The organism is Bradyrhizobium sp. CCBAU 53421 (assembly GCF_015291625.1).
Taxonomy (GTDB): Bacteria; Pseudomonadota; Alphaproteobacteria; order Rhizobiales; family Xanthobacteraceae; genus Bradyrhizobium.
The window spans coordinates 8,083,359-8,103,475 of the sequence record NZ_CP030047.1 but is presented as its reverse complement, the minus strand read 5'-3'; the positions used below and the strand labels follow the sequence as shown (position 1 = coordinate 8,103,475).

At 57.5% G+C, this 20,117-nt stretch carries 14 protein-coding genes; 4 read left to right on the top strand and 10 right to left on the bottom strand.

What is annotated here, in order from left to right; genetic code table 11:
• Window positions 1-2: 2 nt before the first annotated feature.
• The 5 genes from XH92_RS37590 to XH92_RS37570 all read right to left on the bottom strand — a co-directional run bounded on the left by XH92_RS37590 (window position 3) and on the right by XH92_RS37570 (window position 5,857).
• A complete protein-coding gene (locus tag XH92_RS37590) occupies window positions 3-557 on the bottom strand; it encodes a peroxiredoxin (protein ID WP_137479503.1) in 555 nt (184 codons plus the stop codon).
• A gap of 368 nt (window positions 558-925) precedes the next feature.
• Complete coding sequence (locus XH92_RS37585) at window positions 926-1,603, bottom strand: DUF2478 domain-containing protein (RefSeq protein ID WP_194456553.1); 678 nt, start codon at window positions 1,601-1,603, stop codon at window positions 926-928.
• On the bottom strand, window positions 1,587-2,783 hold the full coding sequence (gene modC, locus XH92_RS37580; protein ID WP_194456552.1) for a molybdenum ABC transporter ATP-binding protein: 1,197 nt from the start codon (window positions 2,781-2,783) through the stop codon (window positions 1,587-1,589). Before modC ends, XH92_RS37585 begins: the two co-directional genes overlap by 17 nt.
• The gene (locus XH92_RS43460) at window positions 2,780-3,307 is read right to left on the bottom strand and encodes a hypothetical protein (protein WP_246787981.1); all 528 of its coding nucleotides are present in this window, start codon (window positions 3,305-3,307) and stop codon (window positions 2,780-2,782) included. Before XH92_RS43460 ends, modC begins: the two co-directional genes overlap by 4 nt.
• A gap of 1,479 nt (window positions 3,308-4,786) precedes the next feature.
• Window positions 4,787-5,857 (bottom strand): cytochrome-c peroxidase, encoded by a 1,071-nt coding sequence (locus XH92_RS37570; protein ID WP_194456551.1) that lies wholly within the window; start codon window positions 5,855-5,857, stop codon window positions 4,787-4,789.
• 2,686 nt (window positions 5,858-8,543) lie between these two features.
• Between XH92_RS37570 and XH92_RS37565 the strand changes: the two genes are divergently transcribed.
• The 3 genes from XH92_RS37565 to XH92_RS37555 all read left to right on the top strand — a co-directional run bounded on the left by XH92_RS37565 (window position 8,544) and on the right by XH92_RS37555 (window position 13,254).
• A complete protein-coding gene (locus tag XH92_RS37565; RefSeq protein WP_194456550.1) occupies window positions 8,544-10,130 on the top strand; it encodes a hypothetical protein in 1,587 nt (528 codons plus the stop codon).
• A 196-nt stretch (window positions 10,131-10,326) separates the two neighbouring features.
• A complete protein-coding gene (locus XH92_RS37560) occupies window positions 10,327-10,572 on the top strand; it encodes a hypothetical protein (RefSeq protein WP_246787979.1) in 246 nt (81 codons plus the stop codon).
• A gap of 852 nt (window positions 10,573-11,424) precedes the next feature.
• Entirely contained in the window at window positions 11,425-13,254 is a 1,830-nt protein-coding gene (locus XH92_RS37555; RefSeq protein ID WP_194456548.1) for an NEL-type E3 ubiquitin ligase domain-containing protein, read from the top strand.
• A gap of 202 nt (window positions 13,255-13,456) precedes the next feature.
• Here XH92_RS37555 and XH92_RS37550 read toward each other — a convergent pair whose 3' ends face one another.
• From XH92_RS37550 to XH92_RS37540, 3 genes are all read right to left on the bottom strand, one after another.
• Window positions 13,457-14,212: a hypothetical protein gene (locus tag XH92_RS37550; protein ID WP_194456547.1), complete on the bottom strand. Its 756-nt coding sequence runs from the start codon at window positions 14,210-14,212 to the stop codon at window positions 13,457-13,459.
• A gap of 60 nt (window positions 14,213-14,272) precedes the next feature.
• Window positions 14,273-15,022: a hypothetical protein gene (locus XH92_RS37545; protein WP_194456546.1), complete on the bottom strand. Its 750-nt coding sequence runs from the start codon at window positions 15,020-15,022 to the stop codon at window positions 14,273-14,275.
• 347 nt (window positions 15,023-15,369) lie between these two features.
• Window positions 15,370-16,080 carry a hypothetical protein gene (locus tag XH92_RS37540; RefSeq protein ID WP_246787977.1) on the bottom strand — a complete coding sequence of 237 codons (711 nt, stop codon included), beginning with the start codon at window positions 16,078-16,080 and terminating at the stop codon, window positions 15,370-15,372.
• Window positions 16,081-16,868: 788 nt separating this feature from the next.
• Between XH92_RS37540 and XH92_RS37535 the strand changes: the two genes are divergently transcribed.
• Window positions 16,869-17,189 carry a hypothetical protein gene (locus tag XH92_RS37535; RefSeq protein WP_194456545.1) on the top strand — a complete coding sequence of 107 codons (321 nt, stop codon included), beginning with the start codon at window positions 16,869-16,871 and terminating at the stop codon, window positions 17,187-17,189.
• A 194-nt stretch (window positions 17,190-17,383) separates the two neighbouring features.
• Here XH92_RS37535 and XH92_RS37530 read toward each other — a convergent pair whose 3' ends face one another.
• Window positions 17,384-17,968, bottom strand: coding sequence for a tetratricopeptide repeat protein (locus XH92_RS37530; protein WP_194456544.1), 585 nt, complete (start codon window positions 17,966-17,968; stop codon window positions 17,384-17,386).
• A 29-nt stretch (window positions 17,969-17,997) separates the two neighbouring features.
• Window positions 17,998-20,115 (bottom strand): type III secretion system export apparatus subunit SctV, encoded by a 2,118-nt coding sequence (gene sctV / locus XH92_RS37525; RefSeq protein WP_194456543.1) that lies wholly within the window; start codon window positions 20,113-20,115, stop codon window positions 17,998-18,000.
• Window positions 20,116-20,117: the final 2 nt, after the last annotated feature.

The window sequence follows — 20,117 nt, the reverse complement described above, 5'->3', positions numbered from 1 at the left end:
CCTCACGCAACCTTCAGTGTTTCGCCGCCGACTTCGCGGTTACAAGGACAAAGTTCGTCGGTTTGCAGCGCGTCCAGAACGCGGAGAGTGTCTTTGGGGCTACGCCCGACATTGAGATTGGTCGCATAGATGTGTTGAATTGTGTTCTCGGGGTCGACGATAAAGGTGTAGCGATAGGCGACGCCCTCGGGCGAACGCACGCCCAGGCCATCGACTAAGGTCCCTTTTGTGTCGGCAAACTGCCAAATCGGTAGATTGTGCAGGTCTGCATGCGAGCGCCGCCAGGCAAGCTTGCAGAACTCATTGTCAGTCGAGCCACCCATTACGACAGCATCGCGATCGGCGAATTCCTTGGATAGCCGGCCGAACTCGGCGATCTCGGTCGGACAGACGAACGTGAAATCCTTGGGATAGAAAAAGATGATCTTCCATTTTTCGGGGAAGCTCGTTTCGGTCAGCGTCTCGAACGCGCTGTGTCCTTCTTCTTCCTGGGCCTGAAAGCCGGGCTTCACGCCTGTGATTTCGAACGGCGGCAACTGACTTCCAATTCCGAGCATGCTGACCTCACAAGTTTGCTTTGCGTTTGTGCCATCATTGGTGAAGCAAGCTATATGCCATCCGTTCTCAAGATCGGACTGTCGCAACGAAGCGAATACCAGCGGCCCGACCGCGGGCATTTGATCGTAAGGTCTGATGGCTCTCACATCGACCTCCATCATGCCGCGTGGAAACGCGATGCTCGATCGTTTCAGTCGGTGAGCGCCGCGGAAGTCACGAGTGGGGTACCGCAGTTAAAAAGTCGCAGCCAAGTTCCTCGACCAGCGATTGAACCGCTGGTCGAAAACGCCACTTGCCGACCGAGAATGGATACTCGGCGCTCGCGGCAGAGCATCCGGATATCTCAAGGTGTGAAACGGCTGCGAAGCTAAGGTTGTTTTCGTAGGCCGCGCAGGAGCGTAACCGACGATTTCTGAGCCGACCTTGGCGATATTCTCGCAGCCGTCATCAAGCTGTCCGGTATCATAGTCCCCAAATAGCTCCAGCTAGGGCTGAAGGCGCGGCGTCGCGCCGGGCGCGTGGCGACGTCGCGCCACCATTCCTCTACGACTTGACGATCGCAAAGTAGCAGCGAGCCAACATCACCCGAAAAAGCTCTCCAGTCGGCAAGACATTTTCTTGGAACAGCTGTCAGGAGCGGCACACCTTGAGTGATCGCGTCAACAAATTCAGCGCGCAGGCCGCGGCCAACCGCTTCTTGTTTGGCGAATTTGCTGATCACGAGGAGATCGACTTTGTCCCGAAGCGCTTGGGAAACGACAACGGCGGCCTCAGCTAGTCCGTTTGTATCGAGCTTACAGGATGCTGCCCCGCTGCCGAGTAGCTGGGAAATCGAGATCTCTCGCCCTGTCGCAACGTCGACAGCGAGCATAACGTGCGTGCCGTTTGCATTTCTAAAGTGTCGCTGGACGATGCCGCCGACGCGTACGTCATGACGCGCGAGATCCTGGACGAAATCGGCAAGCAGCTTATCGGCGTCGTCATCTGGATGGTAGAGAATCGCCGCCACAGCTGTCGGATCGATGTTGTCAAAATTGTCGATCATGGCCGTGATCCGATTCCTGGTCGTTTCGGATGTCGGCGCTCCGCTGTAGAGCATCTCCGAGTGGTGTCGCAGGCGTTATGCGCAACCGCTCGGGGGGTGAGACGGGCAAGGCTCGCGCAACCTCGGCGAATACGTCCATTCCGTTGCTGAGCCCTAGCGCATCAAAGGAGCGGCGTGTGATGCGGGCCAAAAGCGGCACGCCCGAACGGCCGGTTTCGAGCGCTAGAACCAACGTGATCTCCGATTCGTCGAACGGAAGAGAGGCTTTGATGCGTGCCGGAAAGACATTCAAGAAGGAGCTTGCGCGCGGAGCCTCGCGCACGATACTGACATCGGCGGCTGCGATGCGCAGCCTTAGCTGCGCCCCAGGTCTGAGCGGCGGCCCAGGTATTAGCAGACGCGCGCCTCTGAGGCGGACCATGATGAGTCCATAGCGCCCGTCGTAGCCGCCGACCACGGTGTCAACGCAAACTGCCGCTTCGCCACGCGCGGCAAGCGCTGGATCACTCTGAACGACTTGCAGCGGTCCGGCCGCAGTCACCATGCCATCTTTCATCATGACGAGATAATCGGCAAAGCGCTCGATGTCAGCCATGTCATGACTAATATAGATCATCGGCAACGTGAGTTCTTCACGCACGCGCTCGATAAATGGTAAAATCTCCCGCTTGGCGGGACGGTCGAGCACAATGAGCGGGTCGTCCAGCAAAAGTAGCCGCGGTTGGGCCAGTAGCGCACTGCCTAGGGCAAGTCGCTGTCGCTCGGCGCCAGAAAGATGTGACGGAGAACAGTCAAGCAGTGACGCCAAGTCGAGCAACTTAACCACACCATCAAAGTCGATCAGTGTCGCCCTCGATTTCGATGCGTTGTACAGAAGGGTGCGCTTGACAGACAAATGAGAAAAAAGAATGGGTCGCTGAAATACATATGCGACAGGACGCAGATGAGGCGGCCGAAACGTCGTCTCGTTCTGCCAAATTTCACCGTCGACGCCACAAAATCCACTGGGTAGATGCTGGATGCCGGCGATGCAACGCGCGAGCGTGGTCTTGCCGCACCCCGGAGGACCAAAAATTGCCGTGACACCTTTCGCCGGTACGATGAATTGCGCATGCAGCGGGATGCTTGCGGGAGCACCATTGAAGGCGACTTCGATATAGCCCGGTCTTGCTTCTCTCACCTGCCCGCGCCTATGCTGTATCTTGCCATCAAGTCACGAGGATAATGGCCGCAAAGGCGATGATCACCATGCCGCCGACAATCCATTCTGCTTGGCTCCAGCGCGGCGTCTCCGCCCCGAGGAGGCCAAAAGGCGCGGGCGGCATTGCAGATCGACGGTGTTGCGACAGCCGGCACCTTGAGCGTCTCCGTGCCATTGAGGATCGTGGCAATCGAACGCTGCCGGGCGCGCATACCAATCACACACGCAAGGCGGGAATCCAATGTTGCGGAATCCTCAGCCAGCTTGGCTGGACGCCGGTTATCCGCTGGCTGAACTGGCAAGGCTTGCGTCGTTTGGCTGTAGAGGTGTCGGCTGTCGCCAGAGCTTGATGCCGCCTCGGGGCCGGCGATCGGCTTGAAAGGCGCCACAGCTTCGGTGACCAATATGAATAGTGCGGCGGTGCCCACATTCATGGCTTCCGCAACGTCAGGCGCAAGCAGCATCAAAGCCAGATCGAATAGGATCAACCGGATAAACCTCATTGGGACCCCGAAGATGGACCGCCACGACTGCTTTCGTCGCGGCAGATCCTTGCTCCTCACCCAGCAATCTGCGTGCCGGTTCGAAAGAATGGCGCACGGCCCGCTTGGCTCAGGTGAAACTCCTATATGTCCCACCCAGCGTATGGAATGGCCGCATCGTGTCGTTGGGTTCCAGACGTGCGCGTCGCCAACCAGCCACGCAGGACGGACGAGATAGATACTGAGGATGATTCCGTTGGCTCTTGCGTCGGGAACGGTGTTGGAGGCGTCGCTACAATTTGTCGTCCGTCTGATCTGCGCCAACAAAAGGGGCGCTCATCGGCCGCATTTGATCATTTGGCTAGAAGTTTAGTGATCTCTTGGACACGACATTTCGAAAATCCGCCTTACCCATGAGCTCATGAGCATCACGATCTAGCTAACCCTCGTCCGCCCCCTAGCGCGATCGCCTTGCAACCCTGAGGGCGACGCCTCACGCGCGAACTCACGAATGATCTTCCGTCCTCATCACGCAGGTGGTTTCGCCTGCGAACAATCGCTTGCGCCCGCTGCCTGGACCGCTCTCGCGTCCTGATGCGGGCGCATAGGAAATGCCTAGAAGCCATTACTATCGCCCGACTGCGGATGAGCGCTCCGCAGTCACAGTGTCGAGATTGCGATACCGCAGTTTTGGAGACGGATCCGATGACGCTATGGCGCGACAATCGGAATGAGAGCGTCTCACCTTGATCGCCGCCGCCCATGACGCCCACTAGTGTCTTCTGCAGTGATGCCGAGACCGGGTTGATCGTTGGAAGCCCGTCAATTGCAGCTGACCGCCACAATGGTCAACGAAGTGCCAAACGCAGGTGAAGTGATCCGTCGGATCGGCAATACCTACCGCTCGGCTTCGATGGCCGTTGAGATCGGGAGCGTGCGATCTGGCGAGGCAGAGTCGCCGGGTATCCAATGATTGCGACTACACCGACGCATGTCGTGAAGAAGCGGAGAGCGTCGCGTTGTTAAATCGTACGGCACATTCATTTCCGCTAAACTGGACCGCCGGCAGGATGGAACGGCAGAAGAACAAATCAGGCCATGATGGGGCTGACAATCCATCGAGATCCAGGCCCCGGTGCGTGGCGCTCCACGATCGCGTTCTCGAAAATGAGATATGCTCGTTGCCATCTACGACGAGGTCTCTCGCACATGCTGTCCTGCGTTCCTCCATCCTGTTCGGCTCACGCAGGTGCCGATGCCGGCAACGGCCTCACCAATTGGCCCAAATGAGCGCGCGAACGCTGCGCGCGCGGCGGCCGGCATTGCGAAGCTCGCGATGTCGCGCCCGATACTCGCTCCAAATGGGAGTCGAGAGGCGGGGCCCTTGGGGCAAGCCGGAGGAACTCAGCGCAGGATCTGTTTAATTGCGAGCTCCGGCTTGACACGGTGAACTTGGCAAGCTGACAGAGCTTGCCCCTGTAAGCCAACGCCCTTTTTGTCCTATTTGTCCATAGAGGGCTTTGGTGTTGTGTCGGTGCGCGCGGGTAATGTTGGATAATCGATCTTAGGCAGCTGCCCGGTAAGTGAGTTTAGAAACGCGACGATGTCGTCTTTTTCTCTATCGTCGAGCTTCGCGCCGAGTTGTATCTCACTCATCACGCCAACAGCTTGCTTGAGGCTCCAAACCTGGCCCGAATGGAAGTAGGGAGGACGCAATGCGACATTGCGCAACGGCGCGGAGCGGAAAACATACTCGTCGCTGGGTACCTTGGTGACGGCGAAACGGCCCTTGTCGTCCCTCGGCAGCAGGCTTGCGGTTGGCCGTTCCGTCACGCCGAATGGGAAGTAGTCCTGGCCGCCGACGTTGATGCCATTATGGCAAGATGAACATCCCTTTTCTATGAACAGCTTTAATCCTGCTTTCTGCTGAGTACTGAGAGCATACGCATCGCCATCGAGGTATTGATCGAAGGGAGCGGCGGGCGTTATCAAGGTCGCCTCGAAAGCCTCGATGGCCTTTGCGAAATTGTCAAAGGTAATGGGCGTCGCGTCGTTAGGAAACGCCTTGCTGAACATGACGATATAATCGGTCATTGAATTCAACGTATTGAGAAGGCGAGCGGGCGTCGTATTCATTTCCGCACTGGCCTGGACGGGGCCTACGGCTTGCGCCTTGAGGTCAGCCGCGCGCCCGTCCCAGAACTGTGCCACATTGAAAACTGCGTTATAGACCGTTGGCGCTCGGCGTGAACCTAGCTGCCAGCGATGACCAACCGACCTCGGGCCGGCATCTGCGCCGCCGGTCCCAAGGTTGTGACATGTATTGCAGCTAATGACCCCGCTCGCCGATAGCCTCGGATCGAAGAACAGGATCTTGCCGAGTGCAATCTTTTCGTGAGTAATAGGGTTGTCCTTGACCGCGGGGACGATAGAGGGGATCGGCTTGAAAATCCGCCTTGCCGCACTCATCAAATCATCATCGGCGCCTGCTGTTGGCGAAGCCAGGATCCCAGATGCCAGAACACATAACTTGGCTGCGATGTAAAGCTTTCGTGCCGCTGATTTCCTCATCCTAGGCTTGCCCTTGCCGTAGTTCGTGAAGGCCGCGAACAGAGTGCGAGGTCGCAGCTACCCTGCCTGTCATCGAAAAGCCTCCCAGCGATCAAAGACGAATGACATCTATTGGGGTACTCATCAAAGTCTGATCGCTGTCGCTGCGTAGTAGCAACCCCCGTGCCAATGGAGTTCAGGGTGGTCCGTTGATTTGGTCTCGAACAATTGCAGGGAATGGCAGCAGTCGGATCAAACCGCTAGAATCGACTGATCACGCGCGACCTGCGATCTGAACCTCTGCGCGAAACCGTAAAGCTGTCGGTTTCGCGATTTTTGAGGTGCAGGCTTGCGATTAGGTAGGAAGCCGAACAAAAACGAGGATCGCACGCAATTCGTCGCGTCATTGACGCGACGGAATCATGTGGCCTTGCGAAGCCGTCGCCTACGCGTTGCCCCCAGCGTAGCCGAGCATTTATCAGCCAGCGCTGGGTGACGATTCTATGCGCTGCGGCCGGTGAAGCGCGCAATGTCGAGAACTCTCCTTGCGTGCTCCGTCAAGACATGGATATGCCTATCTTGGATCATATTGGCACTTGTTTGACGATCAAGCTGCTTGAATCGACCGTGGCGTCAGGTTGTAGGCAGTGCGAAGCAGGCTTGGCCGGCTTTGCAGAAATGTCATGTTGGAAGCTCACGTCGCGAATGTCACAAGGCTAAACACAACGCCTAAAATGGGCTGCGCCCGCTGCAAATCTAGCTAGCCTGCGTTGCGCTTTGATCTTGGCAACGAGATCTGAGGCGCGATGCAACGATGGTTCGGGATCCCGCAAATGACGCCGGCGCCCTGCCGATGCTGCGCCTGCTTTCCTAAACAAACGATACTTGCGAGGCAAAGAACCAGTGAAGGTAATGCAACTTAAGAGAATTCTGTTGAGCCAAAAGCGACGAACCGGCTGGGCTTATCGTGCGACTCGCCATGTCACCGCCCTTGTTGCGATCGCAGCCACGGGGTTCACGGGATACGTTAGCGCGCGAGAACGAAGATTGGAAGAGATCTTGACGTCTTGCAGACCGGACGTGATGCGGTTCTGTGACCGTTTTACAGGGCGTAGCGATATGGACGCCGCCATGTTTTGTCTTAGGGACAATTTCAAAGGCTTGCGCGTCGAATGTCGCCGCGTGATGCCAACCGCGGCGGAGAGAAACGGTGGCGCGAAAAGAAGAGGCGTCAACAACGTTCCGATCCTGCATCGAGAGTGAGGCACCGGAGCGGGAGAGTCTCAAGCAGCAGAATGCTCGCATTAGCCTCCGATCGAGGTCCGGACGGAACCGGTTGATGCCGTTGCGGCGTTCTCAACAAGCGTTTTCAGTGGATTCACTTGAACCGATGGGACTGCTTTTGGTTGTGTTCGCCGAAGGGCTCAAGGCCAGAGGAAACGCGATCGTCAGGAGCCGCTCAAAGGCGGCAAGCTGCTCAAGCAGACGCGTCTCAACGGCAACACTCTCCTCGCGAGGCAGTTCCGTCTTGAGCAATCGACGACAGCGCCAGATCTCGTTTCTCACCCATCTGATCTCACTTAATCTATCATCAATCGAAGTCATCACAAATGCAGGTTCACTTGGGCATTGGGAGTGCAATACGTACTTTAGCACTGCGTGGTCCCTCCGTCGCATTCATGCCGAAGGTTCGTCGCCATCGCTCGGCGGATGTGGCGAGCGGTTCGATGTAGTCAAGACTGCTATCGACTGATATCACGTTACGCTGGGCGTGCGACCGGAATTTGCTGAGGATTGCCGCGGGTTTTCGGCGCTGCGATCATCTGAGTTGAGGAATTGCTGCGCTTCACAGGCGCGATCGGCGCGCAGCCACATCCAAACGCAGGGCAGCAGCTGAGGACTGGAAACGGAGCGATGTTGTCCCCCAGCGGCGTGTGCGGTGCCAAATGCTGCGGCTTCATTGCGCTCGCTGCTTCCCTGACGATGGTCAATGTTGTTAGCCGTCGAACTATCGCATTCGTTTCCAATGGGCATATCCGTGAGTAAGGTGCGCGCACTCACCAACATCCTGGAAAGGCGCGGGGGCAATGTTTTCCTCAATGGATAAAAACGAGCGTTACCGCGATATCCCGGGCGCGACCCGATCGAACGAGCAGCAGGAGCGAGCGTGGGATCTCACTGGGTAAATGTCGTTCGAAATCGTGTCGACCTGAATGGACGCCCCATTGGTAGTCGCTGCGATAGCCGGCTGTGCAACGCCACGCCTCGATACCCATTTAATAGCTTGAACCCCACGCTGCGTCAGGTTGTAGTCTCGCAAAGACAAAGGCAGGCTGGGCGGGCGCCGAAGGGTTCAACATGATCGGACAGGGATGGCTTCCTAATTGCCGACATTGTCGCTTGCGGGCCATGTGCAAGACCTTGGGTCCATCTGCGGGTGCCGCTGTGCTGACCGATGTCAATCGTGCTGCAACAACCGGAGTCGTGATATGTCATGAGGTGATGGAGTGATGCGCGCAGCAGGGATGTCGCTGACAGCTGCTTCAACCGCGTTCCTCGCTGAGCAGTGAGGCCCGCCGAGTGAACAGCCGGCTCTTGCAAGAGATGCTTCAACTGCGTAGGTGGTTAACATTCAGCCATAGGCGGTGACTAGTCGCATTGAGCTTGTGGCTGAACGAGGCGCCGCGGTGAAGGCTCGGAAGATCCCATGTCTACTCAAGCTAATCTGACGACGGCGCTAAGCGAGATCGATTGTGCTCGCGACATCGTTGAATTCTCAACTGTGGTGGTTGCGCGCGACAAGCAGCTGCGCAAGACCGATCATCCGGTCTTTCTGCAAAAGGCTGCGCTCGAGTTTCAATCTAGATTCCTGTCGAATTTCGAGGACAGCATCCGTGCCGGGAGATCGTGGGGATATGCCACGACATGCAATGCAGTGAGCCGAAAGGCCGGAGGTCAGGCCGGCCGGGACGTTTGCGAAAGAATAGCGTCTCGCGTGTCGCTGCTTGACCATGCGTTGATTGGAAAAATCGGGATAAGAGCCCTTTCCATATTTGCCGCATCATTCGGTCGGCATGCCAGCAGAGCAGAATGTCGCAAAGGGGCGATCAGAATAGCTAAGTTTTGTCGCGAGGAAAGCAGGCCGCTTCAAGAGTTGAACAATCTAAGCCTGGCCGCGCTGATAAACGGTTTCAGCAAATGGCCGGAAGAAGCAGACTTTCGCCAGGCGGCGGTTGCAATTGCGGGTGATGTCATTCGGCGCGCAGACCGCCCTCACCAGCTCTCCGACTTTACACAGCAAGGATTGGTGAGCCTGGTCAACGGGTTCAGCAAGTGGCCGGATGAGGCGGCTTCGCGCCAGGCAGCAGCCACGCTTGCACTCGAAGTTCTGCGTCGTTCCGCCAAGCTCTGCGAGTTTCCTCAGCAGGGATTGGCCATCCTGGTGAACGGTTTCAGCAAGTGGCCGGAAGAGCTGGCGTGTGGTCAAGTCACGATTGCGATCGCAGGCGAAGTGCTTCGTCGGCTCGGCCGGTTCCCTGAGCTTAGTGAGCAGGATCTGGCAAATTTGGTGAATGGTTTCAGTAAATGGCCGGAGGAGGCAGTCTCTCGTCAAGCCACAGTCGCGATCGCAAGTGAGCTCCTGCACCGTGCCGACCAACTTCCTCACTATAGCCAACAAGGGCTGGCAAACTTGGTGAACGGGTTTTGCAAATGGCCTGAAGATGCGGCCTGTCGTAAGGCTGCAATTGCGATCGCTGGTGAGGTACTTTGGCGTGCTGCCCAGCTCCCCCATCTTACCCAACAGGGCCTGGCGAACCTGGTGAATGGCTTTAGCAAGTGGCCGGAAGAGCCGGCGTTTCGCCGAGCAGCGGTCGCGCTCGCTCGTGAGGTGCTGCGGCGTGCCACTCAGCTCTACGATTTTTCACAGCAGGGACTCGCTAACTTAGTGAACGGCTTCAGCAATTGGCCGGAGGAGGTGCCGTGTGGTCAAGTAACCGTTGTGCTCGCGCATGAGGTCCTTCGCCGTGCCGGCCCCAGGAGGGGACTCTCAGACTTCACTGCCCAGGATCTCAGGGGCCTGGTGATCGGTTTCAACAAATGGCCGCAGGAGAGCGCCGCCCGCCAAGCCATGATCGCGATCGTCAATGAGATCCTCGGCCGCGGTGTCCGGCTCTTTGACTTCACCAAACCGGAGTCGGAGAACCTGATGAATGGCTTCAATAGATGGCCGCAAGGAGCAGCAGGTCATGAGGCGATAGCGAGGATCATCGGGGAGCTGCAACTAACAAAGTGAAGCCACGCAGCTCCGATCGGGGAAAAGTAGTTCCACACAAACGAGGAAATCGGCCAAAGAATCCTTCCTGGCGGTTTCGACACACATGATGAGGCGACCGTCGAACACGACAATCTCACGCAGCTCCGCTCTTGCGATGCGGTCGGAGGCGTCTACAGTCACAAAATCGAGTAAAACAATCGGAAGGACGTGGTTCTTGATCCAGGCTGAGAAGGATGTCGTCGAGCAGATGCTCTCATCATTGGCGATCAGCTCGTTGCAAACTCGTGTTGCGCCTTCCTACGAACAGGTGATGCATCATTTCGGATTAGCTTGCGAGAGAGCGGGGCTGGTCGCGACGGAAGAGGTGGCAGTTCGGATATTGAAGCGCGTTTCAAGCGAGATTCACGAGGCGCAGTCGGTGCTCGAGCTTATCGGTCGCGGGCCGGATCTACTTCATTGATCTCGAAGTTAAGAAGCGTCCAACGGATCGGTGTCAGATGCAGATGGGCGCGGGTCTTCAATTATTCGACTGAGAAAGCGCGCCGGCAAGGGCCCGAGTCGTCCGCTTTTGCGCGGCCGAAACCTGCGGCAGCCTGAACCGATCTGACAGGATCGATCTTCGCCGCCGATGTCAGAATAGGGAGGAACTCGTTATCCGGAAGGATATAGGCCAGCCTTTGCAGATTGGGCCGGGGCGCTCTGCCGCGCACTAATTAAAGCGCGAGCGTTGCTACGAACGATGGCGGGCTTTTAGGCCAGGGTCCCAACCCGGTCATCTGAACGAGCAGGGGAGGGGTTCGCCTCGCGCGCAAAAGTGGTGGCAACTCGCCGGCTCTCAGCGCCGCGCTGCCAACGCGCCGTAAACCAGCGAGCAATTTGCCAAGCCAGAAAAGCGATTGATCCTCGTCTGCTTTTCGTCGGGCCACAGCCGACACCCAAGCGTCGAGAGAGGCTGATGGCTAGGCGCCCGCCCATTGTTCGTCGCTCCAAAGCCCGTCAGCTTATCGACAGCTACGTCTCGTAGCATAGAGGTCTTTACTGGCCGGCAGGCTAGGATTGATGTGTTCAGTCTTGGCAGAACAGACTTGGATGCATCCTTCAAGCGATCCACCACCGAGACTTCGGTGTGCTGCGTCGGGGCTGCAGTTGCTCGCCCGCAAACCGGGAGGGTGTTCGCGCCAGCCGGGGGCGATGACCGCGCGGTATGACCACCAGCTTTGTCATCAGCCGATCAGCGCGGCAACCCTGGTGAGGTCTGACGGCTTAAAGGTGCGGCTGCGGACGCACTTGATTTGGATATGGAGAGACGGCGATGAATACAGAGCAGCTTGGCTCAGGCACTCCTTCCGGAACTTCCGATTCGGAAACCTCCGAGCCGGCATCTCCTGCTGCAACGCAGTGGGGCGAGGCCCTGACGGATGCGCGGGCGTCCGCCGGCGAGGCGTCCAGCTCGCAGCTCGAAGTCTTGACGAACTGGGCTGCCGAAGACGGGCAGGGGCAACACGAGGACCGTCGAGAAGCGGTAAGTCGTGCGAGAGCTTGGCAGGACACAGGCGATGTCAATGAGGCCCTAGATCTGTCGTCTCTGTCCCTGATTGGCTTGCCTGCGCCGATCCCGGCCCGGTTGCGTCGCCTGAATGTCGACCACAATCAGCTGAACAGCCTTCCGGGGGACCTTCCGGCTAGTCTCCAGCGTCTCTATGCCAGTAATAACCAGCTGACCGGCCTGCCCGAGCTTCCAAATGGCCTGCGGCGGCTCTATGTCGTCAGTAACGGGCTCACCAACCTGCCCGCACAGCTACCGCCCGGCTTGCGGCGCCTGAGGGTCGATAACAATCAGCTAACCAGTCTGCCCGATCGCCTTCCGGCGACGCTAGACGAGCTGGACGCCAGCGGCAACTGCTTGACCAATCTGCCCGACCTTCCAGCCGGGCTCCAGCGCCTGAACGTCGACTACAATCAGCTGACGGAGTTGCCCGAGCCTCTTCCGGGCGGGCTCGAATGGCTCAGCGCTAGCCAAAACGAACTAACCAGTCTGCCCGAAACGGTACCCGACCTGCTATGGCTCGACGCCAGCAACAACCAGCTGACCAGCGTACCCGAGACCCTGCTGACACATCTAGGTCGCGATTCTAGCGTTAATCTGGAGAATAATCCGCTCCCCGATTTGGTGCAGGCCGGCCTGGCGGCAGCGATACAAGCAGCAGACTATGCAGGCCCGCAGGTCTTTTTCTCGACCGCCGAAGGCGCGCCGGAAGTCCAGCCGCGGTCACTGCAAGAGGTTGTGGCGGACTGGCTCGAGGCCGAACCCTCGATAACGGCGACCTGGCAGGGCTTCGCCCAAGAACCGGGTGCGCGGGACTATGCACGCTTCCTGGACAGGCTCCGGGGTACCGTGAACTATGGCAACGACGGGTTCCGGCAGGCGGTCGTCGAGGATCTGCGGCAGGCAGCCGTCAGGCCGCGTTTGCGTGACCAGTTTTTCCAGCTGGCTTCGGGAGCGAGCGAGCGCTGCGAAGATCGGGTCACCTTGACCTGGAACGGCATGCAGAGCGCACGGCTGAACGTTGACGTTGAAGACGGCGTCTATGACGGGCGGTTGGCCGAGCTGCTCCAGCAGGGCCGTGTCCTGTTTCGGCTGGAGGCGCTGCACGGGATCGCACGCGAGACGGTCAACTCGCTTCGTCGTGCCGATCCTGATGCCGACGTCGACGAGATCGAGGTCTACCTTGCCTACCAGACCCAACTGCGTGACCCGCTGCAGCTGCTGCACATCGCTCCGGACATGCGCTTCTTGAATGTCTCTAACGTAACGGCGGACGACATTGCCAGCGCCGAAGCGTCGGTGCGCAATCAGGAGGCGGCGGAATTTCCGGACTACTTGGCAACGCGCTGGTACCCATGGGAGAGCGTGTTGAGGCGCATCGCACCCGAAGACTATGCTGCAATGGAGAGGCGGCTCGTCGACGCGATGGGCGATGAATTCGAAGCCCGCTTGGACCGGCGACTGGCCGAGAATTGTCTGACGGGCGATGCCGATGCAAAGCGAGTGCTTGGCGCCCAGATTCGCGAAGAGATCGCCCTCGAGATCAAAGGCGGGGTTATGCACCAGGTCCTCGAAAGATTCGGCCTCGAGCTATGAGGCGCCCTCGGCGCGGGAGCCGTCGATCCGGCCAGCCGCGCGCAATCTCAGGCGGCTATCGATCCTTATCGAGGGGCGAATCTGAAGATGCCTCGAGCGAATGAGCTGCCGGCAGGTCTCGGTCGCTTGGTCCGCGCGGGCTATCATGACAAATACTTCTCTCGGCTGACCAGGTGAGCATTCTGTATCGAATCTCACTCGTTCATCTCTGATAGCGAAATGGATAGTGAGCCGGTCCCTCAGTCGCTCTTGTGCCTCGAAGGCTCTCGATATTCGTTGCGCGAGATCGATAGGACCCTCGCTGCATCACGCTCGACTCCAAATCACGAAACATGGTGTAGTTTCGCCGGATCCACTGATGCAGTTCGGTGGTCCAGTCCTTTTCGTCGCGCAGATACCCGGTGAAGGAAAAGCTCAGTCGATCGACATATCTCTTTAGAAACAACGGCAACGCGGAAATCCGGAGCACTCGCTCACAATCCATCGCTTCAGGTAGTTCTCCGCGCAGTACGAATTCATTGTGGACGGTGACCAGCGCGGCCGGTGGAATCTGCCGCCGCAGCAGTTCATAACCACGGAAGGAATTGCGGTCAGCGCCCGCGACGAATAGGATGACAGGCGCGACATAGCAGCGTGCAGTTTCCTTCATGAAGCCGATCTCCTCGCACATCTTGAAGAACTCGTCGAAGGCATGGAAGCCGAGGTCGATCACCTTGGCTACCCGATCGTGGATGATCAGCGGGTCCATCAGTTGCATCTTACCGTAAGTGTCAACTACATCTGCGGTCTCCGTGATGTTAGGAAGATAATCGAGCAATGACGGCTCCTTCAGATTTACATCGAAGGAGAGCGCCGTGCCATTTTTCAGCAGTAAGTACTCGCTCACGAGGCGAGCGACGAGAGTTTTGCCGACCTGCGGGCTAGGAGAGCAGATGATGTAGATAGGAGTAGCTAACATAGCCGGCAGGTCAATCTCGCTTCGTCCCTGGGCTCAACCCGTCGCTCGCCGATAATGCGACTACTTATCGTCGCTCCGAGTCGCTGACTTGGCGCCGGCCAATTCCGTCAGATTAATGCGATCAAACTCGCTCCAGACATTTGCCAGCCAGTGCCGTACATAGCCCCGCAGAACGAAGGAATTGTTCGCCGGCTCATCGTTCCGCCCCTTGTTTGCGACAAAATCTACGAATGGGACAGAAGCGACTTCGACCTGCTCATAGGCCATCTCGTTGAGCTTCGGGATAGTCAACTCGGTCGCATGCTTGATGCGGTGAAAATAAGAATTATAGGTCGATTGGTCCCACTGGAAGAATTGAGTGTCGTTGATGAAGTTCTTGACCAGATAGTACTTTGCGCCGGTCATGAAGGTCGCGGTCTCGGCGATCTCGTCCAGCGAAGCGATGGATGATCCCAGAATATGGAATACGGCAAAAGTGATCTGGCCGGACCGCGCCGAATCCAAAAAGCCGATGTCGCGCAAGGAGGCCAGTGCTGTGGATAGTAAGCCGGCACGAGCATCGATAACGGTGACGGATAGCCCCGAGTTCAAGGTATCGAAGATCTTCATCTGGTCCGCCGTTGTCGTCATATCGACGATCTCGGTGATTGCGGGATAGAAGCGCTTCAACGTTCCCCGCGGCGACTCCGTGTCGAATGCGCGTGTTTGCACGTTGTTGACGTTGAAGTAATCGAGAAGCGTCCGTGACACGGTCGTCTTGCCGACGCCTCCTTTGTCCGCGCCCACAACAATCACAACCGGCTTCACCATGGAATTCTCCTGAGACACTCGCTATTGCCGCGCGCGACGTGCGCAATCGGCGTGTCTTTGCTTTGGATGCGAACATGGCAGAAAGAAGAGGCTATTGAATCTTCGATGCGGGTGCGGTGCGATCGATGAGGTTTTCCAATGCCGAGAAATCAGAGCTCGTTGATTGCAACGACGAATACAATTCGATGACGCAATTAATCTCTCGTGATCGCGTTTCACGTGAGGTTTGAGATGAGCTGAGGGAAAAATTCTTCGTGCAGTCGATTCGTACGCGCCGATGATCGCGATCACCATCATGACGCCAGATGTCGCCGGATCAAATCCCTCTCGCTTGTCACTGTCTCGTTCTAGGCCGGAAGTGGCTTGGCGATGTTTCTCACGGTCGCGAGGCGAGCGCTGGCGAGAAGATCCTTGGAGTACGCTGTGCCGAAGTAGTCGAAGACGAACGTGCCAGAATAGCGTAGATTATCGCACGCGCGGATTAGGCTATCGAGCATTGCGCCGACTTGCCCAACGCGGTCGCGGTAGAGCGCGCGAATGACATTTACGGCGTTCATCGAATGAACCGCCTCATCGGCAATTACCTCTCGCAGCCAGTGATGAAACGTGTTGTTGCCAAGAGCATCGTAAAACGGCTTTTCTGCCGCGTAGGCGCGGCAAGTGCACATCTCGTCAAACGCAATCATAACCAGCACGGAGAATTCGTCCGTCAGGTAGTCGGTGATCGGACCAAAGTCATGCAATCGAGCGCCCAATCTCTCGCGAAGATCCTTTTCGGATCCGTTCGCGACGAGTTCAATGATGCGGATGAAGCCATTGGTGTGGCGCTCTTCATCAATCGCCCAGGCGTTGAGAAATGCCGCAGCTTCATCGGTCGCGATGAGATTTCTGGCGGCAAGTTCGTGTTTCAAATACCGGGCGTCATATTCCGTGTATAGGTCAGGCCACAATTTATCCCAACGTGCGCGTATGGCTGACGGTTCGGCGCAGAACATCGCAGGTGTAAGAGCGCTGAACAATTCGTTTGGATTCCAGTCCCGTCGAACCGGCGTGATCATCCCTGTCCCCTAGCCGCGAGCGCTCGGGCGAACGCCCGGCCCTTCTATTTTTGTCTGCTCGAGTCCCGGCAAATATTAGCTGCATACGAAGCGGCCGTCGCCTCCTAGTTTTGGGGGGTAAATTCCGGGTCGTGCCGCTCTCGGCCAATCGAAGGTCCCGGTTAATGCCAGCGAAAGGCTATCGCGGTGAAAAGCAAGTCAAGAATAAGCGGAATACACGCGATTACCGCTCCTTGGGTCGAACGTCACTCCGTAAGCCGACTGGCTACGTCGTACTGATCGGCACGCATAGTTCGTCAGTCTACCATCGACCAGTTGCTCGGATTGCACGACAGCATTACCGCCACCGTATGCTGCCGCGGAGCGTCGAGCGATGGGACGTACGCCAAGCAACGTGCTGTGCGAGAGCGCCAATTAAGCAGACTCAGGGCGTTGGAGCGGTTGGTAATGCTCCCCGAGCCGCCTTCGTCGCTGTTTAGCACAAACTGCTATTGCCCTTTATTCCTGTCGCACTCTGCCCTGTCCGGTGTAATACTTACCTGTCCAGAGTCCGACACCGCGGATTTTAGCTGCGGGAGCACTGTATCAAGCCCATGGTTTTCCTGTTCGTGGACGGCAACCCCTCACGATCGTTTGTGGCATGTCACTTGCTCGGTCGGGGAGTAAAAATAGTGGCGCCACAATTGTTAGCTGGTGTGCAGACGCGCACCAACTGGTGATCATGGGAGACATGCTGGGGTTCTGCTCAGGTGTCGTCTCGTCCATATACAACCACACAGGAGATGGTCATGACGAAAGAAGCCGGGATCAACGATGACATCGGCATTGCAGCCGGCGCATTTCAAGACTTCACGAAGCGAGCCATCGGAGCGCAAAGCGAGTTTGTGAAGAAGTACTCAGAGGCCTATTGGCACTGGCAGGAGCGCATTCAAATCGAATCGACACAGTTGACGGAGTTCTTCAAGGATGTCTCCTCAACGTCGTCAGCGCCCGACCAAATCGGCATTCTTCAGGGGTGGATGAAAGGTGCCAAGCAGCGGTTCACGGAGGATGTTGTCTATTCTATCGAGACCGCGAAAGCCCTCACGAATGTCGGACTGGAGGCTTGATGTAATCTCCGCCGGTGCAAGGCGGCGGTCTCGTAAGCATATGCAAGAGATTGCGATATTACACACGTGGCAATTCGTACACTTATCGACCACATCTCTTATCACTCTTGATGTTTGGCGGGGCGTATAGTGCGGCCGCTGAAGGCGAACTTAGCTATCGGCAAGCCGGCCACTCAGGCGTCAAGCTCTGAACGCTATCGTTCGCTGCGCCATCTTGCTCGGGCCAAGGCGCCGTCCACCTGCGGCTGTGGCCCGGCATCCTCGGTCTCCGTCCTACTTTCTAGCGCAAGCGACAGCTTGAGATTATTGCGCAACATCGCATTTGAGGGGTCTCTTTCGAGAGCTTTGCGGTATAGCCCTTGCGCCTCTTGATGGCGGCCCTTCTGATCGAGAATAACGCCCTTGGCGTTCAGTATGCGTAGATCGCCGGGCGACGCCAAGAGGACATTATCGAGAGCCTGAAGCGCTTGATCGGGCGAGTTGCGGGCCAGCAGGACCCGCGCAAGAGAGATCGCCGCATCGACATTGTTTGGTTGTTGCTTCAACGTATCCAGCAAAGTTTGCTCATCAGCATCCCGACCGAAGCTGTATGGAATTCGTTCGCGCACGCTAGGATCGATCGCCTTTGCGTCAGCTAGGTCTGACGAGGGTGTCTGCCGCGATGAAAGGGTCGACCTATCCGGGTTAGCGCAGCCGGCGAGCAGAACGATAGCGAGCAAGGCCGAGCACAAGGCTGAGCGTAAGAAGCGCCGCCAGCGGCTTATTCCATAGGAATTCATTGGCTATCTCACGACGAGCTGCTGCTCTGTCAACTTGCGGCGGGAAGCAGCCCGCCACGCTCCGAGGAAGGAACCCTTTCCTTGGCAGCCGAAAGTTTCACGGACCCAATTGGCTGGACTGTGAAATCCGAGGCGAGGTCCTGATAAGACAGAACGGGCAGATCGATCCCGTTGCGGGTGAGAAAGCCGCGAACGAAGCGCCGGATATCCATCGCGCCGAGGATGACGGGCTGGCTTTGGCTTTGTGCGACGGTCGAATGGATCTGACGGAATTGTGAAACCAGCTTCTCGCTCTGCCGATCGTCCAGAACGAGATATGGTCCGACGGCGGTTTCGCGCACCGAACCGCGCACTATCTCTTCAGTCTCACGCTCGATGATAAAGGCGGCCACCACGCGGTGGGCATTGGCATAGCGAAAGCAGATCTGCCGCTTCAGCGCGGCGCGAACATATTCAGTGAGCAGGACGGCGTTCTGCTCGCGTTCACTCCATTCTGCAAGGGCCTCCAGGAGGAGGCGAGTGTTGCGAATGGGTATCCCCTCATCGAGCAGGCGGCGCAGGACCTCTGCGATTCGAGGAATGGTCGCCGTACGAAGAACTTCCTTCACCAGATCGGGGTACTCCTGCTCCATTCGGGCAAGCAGTTGGCGGGTCTCTTGAATGCCTACCAGGCGCTGTGCGTGGCGTGTCAATGTGGAATGGAGGCGTAAGGCAAGAATTTCGACCGGACGGTGGTGTCCGATGCCGGCGGCTTTGAGCGCAACTGCATGGCGTTCTTCGATCCATACGCGAGCCGTATCCGGATCTTTCCGAAATGGGATGCCGCTTAGTTCAATGTTCGCGATATCATCGTTGAGTGCGAGTTGCGTCGGATCGATCACATCCCGCTCGACCGGCACGCTATCGACATCTATTCTGAACTGCGACTTGGATAGGTTCTGATCAGTCTGGGCCGGGATGCGCGGAACCGTGATTCCAAGGTCTGCCGATACCGACGTTGAAACGCGCACGATGCTTTGTTCCAACTCGTCCTTGTCGATTGAATGTGTCAGGTTCGGCGCAAGGAATAACGCAATCGGAAGTGCTTCCGCATAAGCGGCTTGCTTCTGTGCCTGTGCTGGAGCCGGTGCCGAAGCAGTGACATTTGCGCCTGTCTTCGCGGCAGGCTTGTCGCCTTTCGCGCCGACCTTGACATAGCTTGCGGCAGCGAAGAGCACGGCCAAGATGACGAACGGGGGCAAGGGGAAGCCAGGAACGAGTCCCATTAACAACAAGACGCAGGCCGCCAGCCGAAGCGCTTGTGTGCTCGCCGTAAGTTGGCTGACAATATCGGCCCCAAGCTTGAGCTTGGAAGGCCCGTTGACCCGTGTGACGATGGTCGCGGCCGTAATCGACAGCAACAGTGCCGGAATCTGTGAAATGAGCGCATCACCTATCGTCAGCAGCGTATAGTGATGCATCGCAGCATCGAGCGACATGCCCTTGGAGAGCAGGCCGATGCTGATTCCGCCCAGCATGTTAATGCAGATGACGATCAGTCCGGCGATCGCGTCGCCTTTCACGAATTTCATGGCGCCATCCATTGCACCATGAAGTTGGCTTTCTTGCTCAAGTGCCGCGCGCCGGCGACGTGCTTCGTGTTGATCGATATGGTTGTTGCGCAGCTCCGCATCTATCGCCATCTGCTTGCCCGGAAGTGCATCGAGCGTGAAGCGCGCTGACACCTCTGCTACGCGCTCGGCGCCTTTGGCAAGGACCATGAACTGCACCATGGTCACGATCAGGAATATGACGATTCCGACAGCGATATTGCCCGAAATGACGAAGTCGCCAAAGGTGTGGATGATGCTGCCGGCGTCGCCCTCCGCAAGAATCAGGCGCGTTGTTGCGATCGTCAGCGCCAGACGAAAAACCGTCGAAATCAGAATGACGCCCGGCAGCGACGAAAAATCAAGCGGCGTGCTGAGATAGAGGGCAACCATCAGCAACAATATGGCAAAGCCAAGGTTGAAGCCGATAAGCATGTCAATCACGATGATCGGGATCGGCATGATCATCATGCCGATCGCCAGAAGCAGCATCAGTGCCACCATGATATCCGGATGGGACGGTGCGCGGGCGACGAGATTTCGTAGGTGCCTGGCCATGC

What these genes read in the sequence shown, in the direction of transcription:
- XH92_RS37540 (WP_246787977.1), bottom strand. Translation starts at nt 16,080, where the DNA reads ATGATCACGCCGGTTCGACGGGACTGGAATCCAAACGAATTGTTCAGC.
- XH92_RS43460 (WP_246787981.1), bottom strand. Translation starts at nt 3,307, where the DNA reads ATGAGGTTTATCCGGTTGATCCTATTCGATCTGGCTTTGATGCTGCTT.
- XH92_RS37550 (WP_194456547.1), bottom strand. Translation starts at nt 14,212, where the DNA reads ATGTTAGCTACTCCTATCTACATCATCTGCTCTCCTAGCCCGCAGGTC.
- XH92_RS37570 (WP_194456551.1), bottom strand. Translation starts at nt 5,857, where the DNA reads ATGAGGAAATCAGCGGCACGAAAGCTTTACATCGCAGCCAAGTTATGT.
- XH92_RS37555 (WP_194456548.1), top strand. Translation starts at nt 11,425, where the DNA reads ATGAATACAGAGCAGCTTGGCTCAGGCACTCCTTCCGGAACTTCCGAT.
- XH92_RS37590 (WP_137479503.1), bottom strand. Translation starts at nt 557, where the DNA reads ATGCTCGGAATTGGAAGTCAGTTGCCGCCGTTCGAAATCACAGGCGTG.
- XH92_RS37535 (WP_194456545.1), top strand. Translation starts at nt 16,869, where the DNA reads ATGACGAAAGAAGCCGGGATCAACGATGACATCGGCATTGCAGCCGGC.
- XH92_RS37585 (WP_194456553.1), bottom strand. Translation starts at nt 1,603, where the DNA reads ATGATCGACAATTTTGACAACATCGATCCGACAGCTGTGGCGGCGATT.
- XH92_RS37530 (WP_194456544.1), bottom strand. Translation starts at nt 17,968, where the DNA reads ATGAATTCCTATGGAATAAGCCGCTGGCGGCGCTTCTTACGCTCAGCC.
- XH92_RS37565 (WP_194456550.1), top strand. Translation starts at nt 8,544, where the DNA reads ATGTCTACTCAAGCTAATCTGACGACGGCGCTAAGCGAGATCGATTGT.
- sctV (WP_194456543.1), bottom strand. Translation starts at nt 20,115, where the DNA reads ATGGCCAGGCACCTACGAAATCTCGTCGCCCGCGCACCGTCCCATCCG.
- XH92_RS37545 (WP_194456546.1), bottom strand. Translation starts at nt 15,022, where the DNA reads ATGGTGAAGCCGGTTGTGATTGTTGTGGGCGCGGACAAAGGAGGCGTC.